Source organism: Sulfitobacter sp. SK012 (genome assembly GCF_003352085.1).
Classification (GTDB): Bacteria; Pseudomonadota; Alphaproteobacteria; order Rhodobacterales; family Rhodobacteraceae; genus Sulfitobacter.
Genome location: NZ_CP025804.1, coordinates 793,641 through 806,650, shown reverse-complemented (window position 1 = coordinate 806,650; position 13,010 = coordinate 793,641). Strand labels below are relative to the sequence as shown.

Sequence of the window (13,010 nt, the reverse complement as noted above, 5' to 3'; positions counted from 1 at the left end):
AAACCCATGTAGAGGTGCGGCGCATCGGTAACAAGGCGCAGAGGACGAGGAATTACTGGCGGATACGCCAGCCTGTGCGGAAAATCCACCAGATGACGCCAAGGCATAGCGCCGTGAACCCAGCAATGGCCACAAGACTTATCGCGATGGGCACATCCGCGGAGCCAAAGAACGACCACCGAAAGCCCGAGATAAGGTACACCACCGGATTGAAATGCGAGATAACCTGCCACACCGGCGGCAACATGGAGATCGAATAAAACGATCCTCCAAGAAACACCAATGGTGTCACGACCAACAACGGCACCAACTGCAGCTGTTCAAAATTGGTGGCCCAAATCCCGATGATAAAGCCCATCAATGAAAAGCTGATGCAGGTCAGAAGGAGAAACATCACCATCGCCAGCGGGTGTTGGATAGAGATATCAACAAAGAAGAACGCCGTGATCAGGATGATGACTCCAATAAACAAAGCCTTGGTCGCTGCCGCTCCGACATAACCCATAACGATTTCGAGAAAGTTGATGGGCGCCGAGAGCAATTCAGAAAACGTCCCAATGAATTTCGGAAAATAGATACCAAAGCTCGCGTTGGAAATCGCCTGAGTGATGACGCTAAGCATGATGAGACCAGGCACGATAAACGCGCCATAGCTGATGCCCTCGACCTCTTGGATGCGGCTTCCGATGGCCGTGCCAAATACCACGAAATAGAGCGATGTCGACAAAACCGGTGAGATAAAGCTCTGCGCAAGTGTGCGGAAAAATCGCGCCATCTCAAAGCGGTAGATGGATTTTACTGCTGTCCAGTTCATGCGGTTTCTCCCGGGTTGGTGTCGTCGCTTTTGACCAGATCCACAAAAATATCCTCAAGGCTCGACTGCCGCGTAACCACGTCGCGCAGCACCAACCCTTCGGCGGCAATGTCAGACAAAAGCGTGGTGATCCCGGTGCGTTCTTTGCGGGTGTCGTAGGTATAAATCAAACCATTGCCGCCTTCGCTCAACCGCAAAGCATCAGATTGCAACGCTTTGGGAATGGCCTTGATCGGCTTGGACAGTTGGATTTCTAGCTCCTTGGCCCCCATGCGCGCCATCAGCTTGTCTTTTTCCTCGACCAACAACAACTCGCCTTGGGCAATGACGCCCACGCGGTCCGCAATCGCTTCGGCCTCTTCAATGTAATGGGTCGTCAAAATGATGGTCACGCCATCCTTCTTAAGATTGGCGACAATTTCCCACATATCGCGGCGCAATTCGACGTCCACCCCTGCCGTGGGCTCATCCAAGAAAAGCACACGCGGATCATGGGCCAGCGCCTTGGCGATCAACACGCGGCGCTTCATGCCGCCCGAAAGCTCTCTGATTTGGCTGTCCTTTTTGTCCCAAAGGGACAGTTGGCGCAAAATCTTCTCTAGCAAAGCCGGATCATCAGGTTTGCCAAACAAACCGCGCGAAAATCGTACTGTGTTGATGACCCGTTCAAAGGGCTCAAGGCTTATTTCCTGTGGGACAAGCCCGATCATGGCGCGGGCCGCACGGTAATCCGTCATGATGTCATGCCCGTCCACAACAACACGCCCTGAGCTAGGCAATGTGATCCCGCAGATGGTAGAGATCAACGTCGTCTTGCCTGCCCCGTTAGGACCAAGAAGCGCAATAATCTCGCCTTGTTCGATCTGCAGCGACACCCCTTTGAGTGCCTCGAAACCCGACGCATAGGATTTGCGAAGGTCGATCACTTCAAGGATGGGGGGCATGGCAGTCTCCGGTCTGTTGGGAGGCGAACGTAGACCAGAATGGCAATGAGCAACAAGGGGGGTCGCGACGGCAGTATTGCCTATTTCTTACTACGCCCGAACCAGCCTTTTTTCTTTTCTGGCGCGTCACCGCCTGCATTTTCGCCCGCATCACCTTCGCCATCTGCAGGGCCTTCAAGGGTTTCCTGCAGGTTGTTAAAGAACTGATCCGCCATCTTTTTTGCGAAACCATCAATGATGCGGCTCCCCAATTGCGCCAGTTTGCCACCGACTTTGGCTTCAACGTCATAGCTCAGCTCAGTGCCGCCATCTTTGGCAACAAGCGTAACCTTGGCGCCGCCTTTTGCAAAACCCGCAGCGCCGCCTTTTCCTTCGCCGGTGATGTTCAAGAACTGATCGGGCACCAGATCGCTCATCGTTACCTGGCCTTTGAACGTGGCTTTAACCGGCCCAACCTTCTGCACAACAGTCGCTTCATAGCCCTCTTCGGGCGATCCGATAACGTCTTGCGCACCGGGCACGCAGGCCTTGAGCATACCGGGATCTAGCAATGCGGCATAAACTTCGGATGGGGTGGCTGCAATTTGTCGCGTGTCGGTCATCTGCATGGCGCGGTCTCCTCATGGGTATTGATTGACGCTATCGCATTCGTCCCCAACGGTGCAACGGGCGGCGTGACCTTTCAGGAAACCTCGACCACCACTTTGCCCGTTGCCTTTCGGGTACGCAGCAATTCTAGCGCCTCATTGGCCTCAGCCAAAGGCAGTACATGGCTGACATGTGGCGTGATTTTCCCTTGGGCGTACCACTCCAGCAGCGTGGCAAAGCTGTCGGTCAGGACCGAAGGTTTCAGGCGGGCATAGCCGCCCCAGTAAAACCCCAGCACGGTCAAGTTCTTAACCAACAAAATATTTGCGGGGATCTGCGGCACTTCACCAGATGCAAAGCCCAGCGGAATCAGCCGCGCTTCGCCGTTGCACGCCCGCATCGCCGCTTTGAACTGGTCACCACCAACGGGGTCATAGACCACATCCGCGCCCCCCAGCGCCTTGACCACTTCGCGAATATCATCGGTTTCTGAGTTGATCAGATGGTCGGCCCCTGCCCCCTTACACACGGCCAATTTGTCCGCGCCGCGCGCGCAGGCAATAACCTCTGCACCCATCAGCTTACCTAGCTCCACGGCCGTAAGCCCGACCCCCCCCGACGCGCCCAAAACCAACAACCGCTCGCCTTTTTGCAGCCGCGCTTTGTAATCAAGCGCAACGTGGCTGGTGCCATACGCAATCAAAAACGCCGCAGCGTCTGTGAAATTCATCATGTCAGGGATCGGCACACAAACATCGGCCCGGATCGCTGCATATTCAGCCAACCCGTCAAAGCCGGTATAGGCCGCAATACGCTGCCCCACCTGCAGATGGCTGACGCCTTCGCCAACGGCAGTGATCGTGCCCGCCAACTCCATCCCAAGGGTAAAGGGCAAGGGAGGTTTTTCTTGATAGGTGCCTTTGATGATCAGCAAGTCGCCAAAATTTAGACCACACGTCGCGATCTTGACCACGACCTCACCAGCGGAGGGAATGGGCATTGGCAGCTCAAACATCTCAAGCGGTTGGTCGTAAGCGGTGACTTGCATGGCGCGCATGAGAATGCTCCTTAGGCTGAATTTACGGCAACCTGACGGGCAGCGCGCGCAATGGCAAGCATGTCCTTTTGGGGGGCTAGATCACCAGTCTGATAGCGTAGGCCACAACACCGAGGGCTGCGACGCTAAGGACCCAGATTGCCACGAACCAGCCAATGCGGCTAGTCCACAGCCGCCGCATCAGTGGTATCCCTCGTCTGGGTTAATCTTGCCGCGAAACACCCAGTAGGCGTAGCCTGTATAGGCCAAAATCATCGGCAACAAAATCAGCGTGCCAACCAACGTAAATGCAAGACTGGAATCCGGGGCCGCCGCCTCGGCAATGGTCAAGCTCGGTGGGACGATATGCGGATAAAAGCTAATCCCGATCCCAATGAATCCTAAGACAAACAGCGACAGCGCACATAGAAACGGCTGTATGTCGCGTTGGCGCTGCAGGCCCCGCAAAAGACCAAACGCACAAGCCGCCACAAGCAGCGGGACTATGGCGCTAAAAAGCGCAAAGGGGAATGTGAACCACCGCTCGAAATACACATCGTCCAAGAACGGCGTCATCAAGCTAACGAGTCCCATAAAAACCAAAGTCGCCAGACCAAAGGGCCATGCCAACCGGCGCATATGTCGCTGAATGCGCCCCTCAAGTTTCATATTGAGCCATGTGGCCCCCAGCATCGCATATCCAACCGTCACAGCAATGCCGGTCAGGACGGAAAATGGCGTTAGCCAATCCCACCAGCCGCCAGCATAGGCGCGGTTTTCCACCTCGATGCCCTGCACCAACGCGCCCAATGCGATGCCCTGACATAGAGCCGCAACCAAAGACCCTCCAAAGAACGACATGTCCCAAAGCCTCTTCCAGCGGGTCGTGCGCCAGCGGTATTCGAACGCAACGCCGCGAAACACCAGCCCCAACAGCATCAGCGTGATCGGCATATATAGCGCGGGCATGACAACGGCATATGCCAGCGGGAACACAGCAAACAGGCCCCCGCCGCCCAGCACCAGCCAGGTCTCATTCCCGTCCCAGATTGGGGCGATGGAATTCATCATCACATTGCGTTCGTTTTCATCCTTGGTCAGCGGGAACAAAATCCCCACGCCCAGATCAAAGCCGTCGAGAATTACATAGATCAAAACTGACAGAGCAATGATGCCAGCCCAGATAAAGGAGAGTTCAAGCCCAAGCATCTTTACCGCCCTCCCTTGGGTGCTGCGTGTTGGGTCGCAGGTGTTGCACTTGCTGTTCGCAATGGCCCTTCTTGGCGCATCTTTTCTGCGCTGACCGTCTGCACCGATTTGCCCATCATCCGCAGGATGTAGAACGTCCCTGCGCCGAAGACGAAGAAATAGACAATGATGAAGGCTATCAATGAGGCCGCGACCGCAGGTGCTTCGATCGGCGACAAACTATCCGAAGTCCGTAGCAAACCGTAAACCGTATAGGGTTGTCGCCCCACCTCCGTCGTGATCCAGCCTGCCAAAACGGCGACAAAGCCCATCGGCCCCATCACCACAGAGGCGCGCCAAAGCATTGGAGCCGCAAAGAGCCGCCCCCGGAAGCGCGCGATGATCCCCCAAAGCCCAAGGCCTAGCATCGCAAAACCTAGCCCCACCATCACCCGGAACGAAAAGAACACGACCGCAACGGGCGGCTCTTCGTCATCGGGAACCGTATCAAGCCCGGCAAGCGGTGCGTTCAGATCATGCTTAAGGATCAGCGAGCTTAGCTTGGGGATTTCAAGGGAATAGTCGATCCGCTTTTCTTTTGCATTGGGGATACCAAACAAGATCAGCGGCGCGCCATTCTCGTGGCTGTCGTAATGGCCTTCCATCGCCATGACCTTAACTGGTTGATGCTCAAGCGTATTGATGCCGTGGAAATCACCCGCAACGATCTGCAGCGGGGTAACGAGTATCAGCATCCACATCGCCATCGAAAACATCCGCCGGCTTGCCATGTCCAGACGGTCGCGCAAAAGGTGCAACGCGCCAACGGCCCCCACCACCAACGCCGTGGTCAGAAACGCAGCCAGCACCATATGCACCAAGCGGAACGGGAAAGAGGGGCTGAATACAATCAGCCACCAATCAAGCGGGATGAATTGGCCCACATCATTCATGCCGTGGCCCTGCGGTGTCTGCATCCAGCTGTTTACCGACAATATCCACGTCGCCGACAGCAAGGTGCCAAACGCAACCATACCGGTTGCAAACATGTGCAGGCCCTCGCCCACGCGCTCGCGTCCAAACAGCATGATCCCTAAAAATCCTGCCTCAAGGAAGAACGCCGAAAGCACTTCGTACGCCATCAGCGGCCCGACGACAGGGCCCGCCTTGTCCGAAAACACCGCCCAGTTGGTCCCAAACTGATAGGACATCACAATTCCTGAAACGACACCCATGCCAAACGCCACGGCGAATATCTTTTTCCAGTAGTTGAATAGAACCAGAAATGTCTCGTCACGCGTCCAAATCCAGCGGGCATTCAGAACAGCAAGGAAACTTGCCAGACCAATCGAAAACGCTGGGAAAATAATATGGAACGATATGGTAAACGCGAACTGAACACGCGCGAGCATTTCTGCTGAGAATCCATCAAGCATCGGACTGACCTCTTGTTTGCAGTTGCGTGCACATTAGATCGCTGCGGTGATGGAGCGACACGCGCGTATTGCCGCAGCTTACTTCATTTTACGGCTCAAACCAGTGAATGGTCAGGAAACTGCACTTCAACCCTAAGGCCGGGCGCTGCATCGGCCAAAACAAGCGTCGCCCCATGCAGGCGCGCTACAGCGTCTACAAGGCTAAGGCCCAGACCATTGCCCAGTGTATGACGGCTGCGATCCAGTCGGTATAGCCTGCGCAGGACCGCCGTTCTTTCCTGCTCGGGAATACCGGGTCCGGCATCCGTGACGCTCAGCTTAGAACCAGTGTCTGCAGCAGTCAGGGAAACTTTCACAGCGCTGCTCATTGGTGCATGGCGCAGGGCGTTTTCAATCAGGTTGGCAAGCATCTGCCCTAGCAAAGCCCGGTCCCCCATCACTGTGATCGCATCGACCACTTGGCACTGCAGGACTTGCCCCTGTTCCGTCGCGGTGGGTTCATAGATCTCAACCATGGTACGGCACAGTTTGGACAAATCAACCAGCTCAAACCGATCCCGCAGGGCCCCGCTGTCTAGCTGTGCAAGCTGCAAGAGCGCCTCAAAAACCTGCGCAATACCCGCGACTTCGTGCTGCGCTTTGCCGACCAGCTCCGCGGCCTCGCCGTCCGGGATCACACCGGCAAGCTCATCGAGTTGCAAAGAGACGCGCTGCACCGGTGTCTTGAGGTCATGGGCGATGTCCGACGATACCTGACGCAGGGCCGCCACTGACATGCCTTGGGCCTGCGCCATCTGATTTACTTTGTCGCCTATCTGAACAAGATCGTCCGACCACCGCGGCCCAATCAAAACCCGCGCGTCCAGCTCGCCCGTGGTGAGATCATCCAGCGTTCCGCTGATCACCTCCACGTGCCGCTTGGAACGACGCGCCAGCACCAAGCCGCCACCCAACGCAATAAGCACGGTCGGCGCAAGGCTGATCCACAGAATGTTAACGAACACGGCCCGCAGGGCGACTATCTCGGCTCGACTGCGCGCAATGGTCAACTGGCCGCCATAAAGTGATGCCGTGTGCAGCAGGTATTCGCCATCAAACTGCGCCTGATCTTCGCGCAACGACATGATGTGGAAACCTTCGTGATCACGCGCAATGGCGCCATTTCCAAAAATCGCCCCAGATGAGGAAACATAGCTCAGGATCAACCGACGCGGATCAGTGTCGCGCGATTCCGCTTCCACCAGCAAAGCCACGGCGCGCGCTGAGGGGGCCGCACGAAACCCTGCCATGTCCTGTGCAAGATCGGCCCGGATCGCCTGATGAAACGAGCGTTGCGTGACCGCATAACTCGCCGCGAGGCTCAGAAGGCTCACAGTAGCAAAGAGCAACACCAACATAAGCGCCAGCCGTAGCGGCATTGAACGCCATATCTTGCGCAGTCTTATCATTCGGCGATCTTGTAGCCCGCGCCACGCACGGTTTGGATAAGTTCAGTATCAAACGGTTTATCGACCTTGGCGCGCAAACGACTGACATGAGTTTCAACCACATTGGTCATTGGATCAAACGAGATGTCCCACACCCCTTCGAGCAACATCGTCCGTGTCTGCACTCGACCTTTCCGGCGCAGGAGAAATTCCAAAAGGGAGAATTCACGGGGCAGCAGATTAATCTCCGTCCCGGCACGGGTCACTTTGCGGGTCAGCAAATCCAGTTCCAGATCGCCGATCCGCAGCACTGTCTCTTGGTCCATGGCCTGCGGCCGCCGGGCAAGCGCCGCAACGCGCGCCGACAACTCACCAAATGCGAAGGGCTTCACAAGGTAATCATCGCCACCGGCGTTCAGCCCACTGATGCGGTCCTCGACCGACCCCATCGCCGTGAGGAACAGCACCGGCGTCGTGTTGCCAGCACCGCGCAAAGTCTTGACCACGGTCATTCCATCAACTTCGGGCAGCATTCGGTCCACGACCAACACATCATAGGTACTGGAGGTCGCCTGAATGAGACCCGCGCGCCCATCATCGACCAAGTCTACGCCGTGGCCCTCTTCGCGCAGACCGCGCGCAATATAACTGCCCGTGGTGGCGTCATCTTCTATCACAAGAATTCTCATGGGCTCGATATAACTCCGAACGCTGTGCCTTACACCTGTTTGTGTGGTTACAAATTTGTAATCCCTGATGCGCGTCTCTGTAAGGCGCGCACACCAGATATCCCTCATCAACGATAACCAAGGATATCTCCCATGACGAACCTAATTCAAAAAACTGCACCACTGGCGTTGGTTGCCGTACTTGCCGCAGGGCCAATGGCCATGCTGGCACCTTCCGTCGCATTGGCTGTGCCTGCAGGTGGCTACGGCGATCTCGTGGAGGCCGTTTCGCCGTCGGTTGTGTACATCGAAGTCATCGCAAAAGCCCGCCCCGCCGGTGCTCAGGGTGCTCTGCCAGAAGGAATGCCAGACGCGCTGCGCAAACGGTTTGGAGAGCAGATGCCAAAAGGAAACGGGCCCGCGCCAACCGGGCTAGGCTCAGGTTTCATCATTTCGGCGGATGGCAAAATCGTCACCAACGCCCATGTCGTGGATGGGGCCGAATCCGTAAAGGTTAAACTCTCAGATGGGCGCAGCTTTGATGCGGTCGTCGTCGGCAGTGACCCCTCTACAGACATTGCCGTGCTGAAAATCGATGCGGGTGTGGATCTGCCAGCCATCAATTTTGGTGCGTCCCAAGCCATGCGCGCCGGCGATGAAGTGATGGCCGTTGGCAATCCCTTTGGTTTAGGCGGCACCGTGACCAGCGGCATCATCTCTGCCACGTCGCGCAACATCAATTCCGGACCATTCGATGATTTCATCCAGACCGATGCAGCGATCAATCGGGGCAACTCCGGTGGGCCACTTTTTAACAATGCGGGCGAGGTCATTGGCGTAAATACAGCAATCATCTCACCGGGTGGTGGATCCGTGGGGATCGGCTTTGCCGTGCCATCCGATTTGGTTAAGAACATCGTAGCGGATCTGTCGGATGATGGCAGTGTGACACGCGGCTGGTTGGGTGTGAGTATCCGCCCGATGTCGGCGGAAGTCGCTCAGGTGTTGGGCTACGACGCACCCAAAGGTGCCGTTGTTGAGGCCGTGAGCACCGACAGCCCCGCCGCCAAGGCCGGCTTGCAAAAAGGCGACATCATCCTGTCCTTCGGCAGCACACCGATCGACGAGTTGCGCGACCTCACCCGCGCAGTGGCCCAGACCACACCAGAGCAATCCGCCGAAGTTACGTTGCTGCGCAAAGGTGCGGATGTGACCTTGGATGTGACCATTGGCACCTTGGCTCCCAAAGGGGCCTAACACACCGAATACCCCGGCGCTCGGATCCCCCCTATCGCCAGGGCACTTGCCACCCAAACTTGGCGTGGCGCCATATGCCCCGGCACCAATTTCTGGCTGCCGGGGCATGTGTGACAGCGGCATCATTTGCAATATTTACAATGCGGCAGGTGTCCAACGACCTTATCCTCAGCCAATATCTCTGACATAGCAGAACCCAAGGCGCAGCTTGCGTCCGCACCGATTGCACGCGACGGGTCAAAAAAGAGTTTTGCGACACAGTATGGGCCGGCACATGGCAAACATCGCCAACGACGGTCTAATTGAAGCCTAGAGGATTAAAAATGAAGCGGTCTCGGATAAATCAAATCATGGCCGAAGCGGATGAGATGATCCGCTCTTACGGTTTCGTCTTGCCTCCTTTTGCCAACTGGACACCAGAAGAGTTCAAGGAGAAGGCGGATGCAGCGCGCCACGTCATCGACGCGCGTTGTGGCTGGGACATCACCGATTATGGTGCTGGAAAATACGACGAATTTGGGCTGTTTCTGTTCACCTTGCGCAATGGTCGCCTGGCCGATCTGCAGCGCGGGGGTGGCATGTGCTACGCTGAAAAATTGCTCATCTCAAAGCGCGATCAAATCTCGCCGATGCACACCCATGTCATCAAAGCCGAAGACATTATCAACCGCGGCGGAGCCACCCTGGTGATTGAACTCTTCGGTTCCGACGATAACGGTAATTTCGCCGAAGATCGTGGCGGCATTGTGTGGTGTGACGGGATCAGGCAGCCCTTCAAGCCCGGTGAAAAGCTACGCTTTGCGCCCGGTGAAAGCGTCACATTACAACCCGGTGACTGGCATGCATTCTGGGGTGAAGACGGCGATGTATTGATCGGCGAAGTGTCGACCGTCAACGACGACGAGACCGACAATATTTTCCGCGAACCCATCGGCCGGTTTAGCAATATCGACGAAGACGAAGACCCGACGCATCTGTTGGTCAGCGACTATCGCAGTTGGCTCAGCTGAGACCGGTTATCGGCGGGCACCCAACGTAAGTGCCCGCCTTAAATGTTCTGATGGCCTACGGCTTTTTGCCCTAAGGCCGACCCGCACAATCAAACGTAGCGATTGACGACATTCTCCAGTTTTTCTTGCTGGCCTGAAACTGGCTGCGGGTTGACCCCACGTGCTTCAGCGTCATCGGCGATTCCATCAAGCGTCGCCCCTTCGGCTAGCATTGCCTGAGCGGCTGGCGTTTCCCAACCAGCATAGCGCAGATCCCGCGGCCCTTCGAGAGCACGGTCTGCAATCATCGCATGGGCAGATTTCAAACCACGTGCACAGATATCCATGCCGCCCACATGGGCCGCAATTAGATCGCTCCCATCCAGCGATTGACGCCGGAGCTTGGCGTCAAAGTTCGTGCCCCCCGTGGTAAACCCGCCCGCCATCAGGACCTCGTAATAGGCCAATGCCGCCTCAGACGGAGAGTTCGGGAACTGATCTGTGTCCCAGCCGGATTGATAATCATTACGGTTCATGTCGATTGAACCGAAAATCCCCAAAGCATGCGCTGTTGCCAACTCGTGCTCAAACGAATGGCCCGCCAGTATCGCATGGCCCTGTTCGACATTGACCTGCACCTCATTCTCAAGTCCAAAGCGCTTGAGGAAACCGTAGACCGTCGCCACATCAAAATCATATTGATGCTTGGTCGGCTCTTGTGGTTTCGGCTCGATCAGGATCGCGCCTTTGTAGCCAATTTTGTGCTTATACTCGACCACCATATTCAGGAAACGGCCCATCTGCTGCAACTCACGCCCCAGATTGGTGTTGAGCAACGTCTCATACCCTTCGCGACCGCCCCAAAGCACATAGTTTTCGCCTTCAAGCCGGTGCGTTACATCCATGCAGGCCCGCACAGTCGAGGCACAATAGGCAAAAACATCCGGGTCAGGGTTCGTCGACGCGCCGGACATATAGCGCCGGTTGGAGAACATATTTGCCGTTCCCCAAAGCAGTTTCGGGCCGCCATTCGCCATCTTCTCAGCAAAGTAATCAGCCATCTCATTCAGGCGTTTATGGCTTTCTTTAAGCGTGTCACCTTCAGGACGGACGTCGTGGTCGTGAAAGCAAAAATAGGGCACGCCAAGGATGCGAAACATATCGAACGCATCATCTGCTTTTTGCTTGGCCAGCGCCATTGTGTCAGCAGGAAACCAAGGTCTTTCAAAGGTTTGCCCGCCAAAGGGATCGTTCCCCTCCCAGACAAAATTATGCCAATAGCAGACTGCAAACCGCAGGTGGTCCGACATCGTTTTATCGCCCAGCTTTTGGGACGGATCATAGTGGCGAAACGCCATCGGATCGTTGCTGTCTGATCCTGCAAATGTAATTGGCTCAATGCCCTCAAAATAACGACCCATTAGATGTTCTCCCGATTATAAATATTCAGTCTGATTTTTCCGACCTCTGCCGGGACGGCGCGTCCTTCTGTCAGGTTGCGCATGATAGTGATGGCCGCCACGATTTCGGCCGTTGGATCCTGATCAAGAACCAGATCGATGCTCCCGTTGCGCAGTCCCGCGCGCGAGGTTGGCGTCAACTCGTGCACGATTTTGACAAGCGGCGATTGTATGTCTTTCGTCGCGTTCACAAGGCCTCGGTTGCCTGCGCCAATGGCGTAAATTCCTGCCAAGGGACCTGCCAGTTCAGCATCCCGAACTAACTTTTCTACGGCCTCCGGATCGTCTTGCCCTTCAACAGCGGGCAGCAGAGTAAGGGCAGGAAAGCGTTCTTCCATGACATTGCGAAATCCCATCAGGCGTTCGCTGTGATCGCGCGCGCTCAGCGATCCTGCGATCATCAAAACGGGGCCAGGTTCCCGAATGAAACGCCCCATGAAATCCGCCGCCGTCCGGCCCGCACCAACATTATCAAGGCCTACATAGGCCTCCCGATCAGACCTAGGCAGATCAGCCACAAGGGTCAGCACACGAACGCCTTCCGTCCTCAAGCGGCGCACTTCTTCTTGCAAAGCAGGCGCTTCGCTGGCCATCAAAGCCACCGCATCGCAGTCCAGATCGCGCAACGCAGCAACCTGACTGTTGATATCAAAGGCACGTGTTAGCCGTATCTCGATCAGGATTTGTTCTTCCATCAACCTGAGCTGTTCTCGCTCAAGCGCCGCACGCAACAGAGCAGAAAATCCCGTCTCTCCCCCCGGCACGACAAAACAAAACCGGTATACTCGACGGCGCGCAAGATTGGCAGCCGCCAAATTACGAACATACCCAGTTTGGGCCACGGCGGCTTTCACACGCTCCGCAACTTTGGTCGACACCCCGCCACGGTTGTTCAAAACCCGGTCTACGGTGGCCACGCTTACCTGCGCAGTCTGTGCAACATCTCGAACGGTTGGCGCTGACATGATTCCCCCTAGCTTAGGTTTCAGTCAAACTTTGAGGTACGTCAATCAAAAATTAGAAGTATGACCTCAAAAGTACCTGCGTGCGAGCCCACACTGACCGCCGATTGGCACGAACGGCCCCGCATGAAGTTTAGGAATTTGTTTTAGGTGCGAAATGCCTCCCTGCGGATCACGCCACCCCAACCGACACCACAGAGGCACATCAGTATGGCTTTACTAACTCACGGGCATTAACCAG

Annotated in this window: 13 protein-coding genes; 2 read left to right on the top strand and 11 right to left on the bottom strand. The window is 56.0% G+C overall.

The window, feature by feature from the left end; translation table 11 throughout:
- Positions 1–52 precede the first annotated feature (52 nt).
- The 9 genes from C1J03_RS04030 to C1J03_RS03990 form a co-directional block, all read right to left on the bottom strand.
- Positions 53–814, bottom strand: coding sequence for an ABC transporter permease (locus C1J03_RS04030; protein ID WP_114883955.1), 762 nt, complete (start codon positions 812–814; stop codon positions 53–55).
- Positions 811–1,758 carry an ABC transporter ATP-binding protein gene (locus C1J03_RS04025; protein WP_114883953.1) on the bottom strand — a complete coding sequence of 316 codons (948 nt, stop codon included), beginning with the start codon at positions 1,756–1,758 and terminating at the stop codon, positions 811–813. Before C1J03_RS04025 ends, C1J03_RS04030 begins: the two co-directional genes overlap by 4 nt.
- An 80-nt stretch (positions 1,759–1,838) precedes the next feature.
- Entirely contained in the window at positions 1,839–2,366 is a 528-nt protein-coding gene (locus C1J03_RS04020) for a CoxG family protein (RefSeq protein WP_114883951.1), read from the bottom strand.
- Between the two features lie 74 nt (positions 2,367–2,440).
- Positions 2,441–3,403, bottom strand: a complete 963-nt coding sequence (locus C1J03_RS04015) for an NADPH:quinone oxidoreductase family protein (RefSeq protein WP_114883949.1) — start codon at positions 3,401–3,403, stop codon at positions 2,441–2,443.
- Between the two features lie 76 nt (positions 3,404–3,479).
- Positions 3,480–3,584, bottom strand: coding sequence for a DUF2474 family protein (locus C1J03_RS04010; protein WP_114883947.1), 105 nt, complete (start codon positions 3,582–3,584; stop codon positions 3,480–3,482).
- Positions 3,584–4,591 carry a cytochrome d ubiquinol oxidase subunit II gene (gene cydB, locus C1J03_RS04005; RefSeq protein WP_114883945.1) on the bottom strand — a complete coding sequence of 336 codons (1,008 nt, stop codon included), beginning with the start codon at positions 4,589–4,591 and terminating at the stop codon, positions 3,584–3,586. Before cydB ends, C1J03_RS04010 begins: the two co-directional genes overlap by 1 nt.
- A 2-nt stretch (positions 4,592–4,593) precedes the next feature.
- Positions 4,594–6,006, bottom strand: coding sequence for a cytochrome ubiquinol oxidase subunit I (locus C1J03_RS04000; protein WP_114883943.1), 1,413 nt, complete (start codon positions 6,004–6,006; stop codon positions 4,594–4,596).
- A 95-nt stretch (positions 6,007–6,101) separates the two neighbouring features.
- A complete protein-coding gene (locus tag C1J03_RS03995) occupies positions 6,102–7,454 on the bottom strand; it encodes a sensor histidine kinase (RefSeq protein ID WP_114883942.1) in 1,353 nt (450 codons plus the stop codon).
- A complete protein-coding gene (locus C1J03_RS03990; RefSeq protein ID WP_114883940.1) occupies positions 7,451–8,122 on the bottom strand; it encodes a winged helix-turn-helix domain-containing protein in 672 nt (223 codons plus the stop codon). The genes C1J03_RS03995 and C1J03_RS03990 overlap by 4 nt, the downstream gene beginning before the upstream one ends.
- 132 nt (positions 8,123–8,254) lie before the next feature.
- On the opposite strand from C1J03_RS03990, the gene C1J03_RS03985 reads away from it, so the two are divergent.
- Entirely contained in the window at positions 8,255–9,358 is a 1,104-nt protein-coding gene (locus tag C1J03_RS03985; protein WP_114883938.1) for a trypsin-like peptidase domain-containing protein, read from the top strand.
- A 323-nt stretch (positions 9,359–9,681) separates the two neighbouring features.
- Positions 9,682–10,368 carry a D-lyxose/D-mannose family sugar isomerase gene (locus C1J03_RS03980; protein WP_114883936.1) on the top strand — a complete coding sequence of 229 codons (687 nt, stop codon included), beginning with the start codon at positions 9,682–9,684 and terminating at the stop codon, positions 10,366–10,368.
- An 89-nt stretch (positions 10,369–10,457) separates the two neighbouring features.
- Here C1J03_RS03980 and xylA read toward each other — a convergent pair whose 3' ends face one another.
- Entirely contained in the window at positions 10,458–11,768 is a 1,311-nt protein-coding gene (gene xylA / locus C1J03_RS03975; RefSeq protein ID WP_114883934.1) for a xylose isomerase, read from the bottom strand.
- Complete coding sequence (locus tag C1J03_RS03970; RefSeq protein ID WP_114883932.1) at positions 11,768–12,772, bottom strand: LacI family DNA-binding transcriptional regulator; 1,005 nt, start codon at positions 12,770–12,772, stop codon at positions 11,768–11,770. The genes xylA and C1J03_RS03970 overlap by 1 nt, the downstream gene beginning before the upstream one ends.
- Positions 12,773–13,010: the final 238 nt, after the last annotated feature.

Bases quoted from the DNA above. Each gene is read 5' to 3' on its own strand.
- C1J03_RS04030 (WP_114883955.1), bottom strand. From the start codon at position 814: ATGAACTGGACAGCAGTAAAATCCATCTACCGCTTTGAGATGGCGCGA.
- C1J03_RS04025 (WP_114883953.1), bottom strand. From the start codon at position 1,758: ATGCCCCCCATCCTTGAAGTGATCGACCTTCGCAAATCCTATGCGTCG.
- C1J03_RS04020 (WP_114883951.1), bottom strand. From the start codon at position 2,366: ATGCAGATGACCGACACGCGACAAATTGCAGCCACCCCATCCGAAGTT.
- C1J03_RS04015 (WP_114883949.1), bottom strand. From the start codon at position 3,403: ATGCGCGCCATGCAAGTCACCGCTTACGACCAACCGCTTGAGATGTTT.
- C1J03_RS04010 (WP_114883947.1), bottom strand. From the start codon at position 3,584: ATGCGGCGGCTGTGGACTAGCCGCATTGGCTGGTTCGTGGCAATCTGG.
- cydB (WP_114883945.1), bottom strand. From the start codon at position 4,591: ATGCTTGGGCTTGAACTCTCCTTTATCTGGGCTGGCATCATTGCTCTG.
- C1J03_RS04000 (WP_114883943.1), bottom strand. From the start codon at position 6,006: ATGCTTGATGGATTCTCAGCAGAAATGCTCGCGCGTGTTCAGTTCGCG.
- C1J03_RS03995 (WP_114883942.1), bottom strand. From the start codon at position 7,454: ATGATAAGACTGCGCAAGATATGGCGTTCAATGCCGCTACGGCTGGCG.
- C1J03_RS03990 (WP_114883940.1), bottom strand. From the start codon at position 8,122: ATGAGAATTCTTGTGATAGAAGATGACGCCACCACGGGCAGTTATATT.
- C1J03_RS03985 (WP_114883938.1), top strand. From the start codon at position 8,255: ATGACGAACCTAATTCAAAAAACTGCACCACTGGCGTTGGTTGCCGTA.
- C1J03_RS03980 (WP_114883936.1), top strand. From the start codon at position 9,682: ATGAAGCGGTCTCGGATAAATCAAATCATGGCCGAAGCGGATGAGATG.
- xylA (WP_114883934.1), bottom strand. From the start codon at position 11,768: ATGGGTCGTTATTTTGAGGGCATTGAGCCAATTACATTTGCAGGATCA.
- C1J03_RS03970 (WP_114883932.1), bottom strand. From the start codon at position 12,772: ATGTCAGCGCCAACCGTTCGAGATGTTGCACAGACTGCGCAGGTAAGC.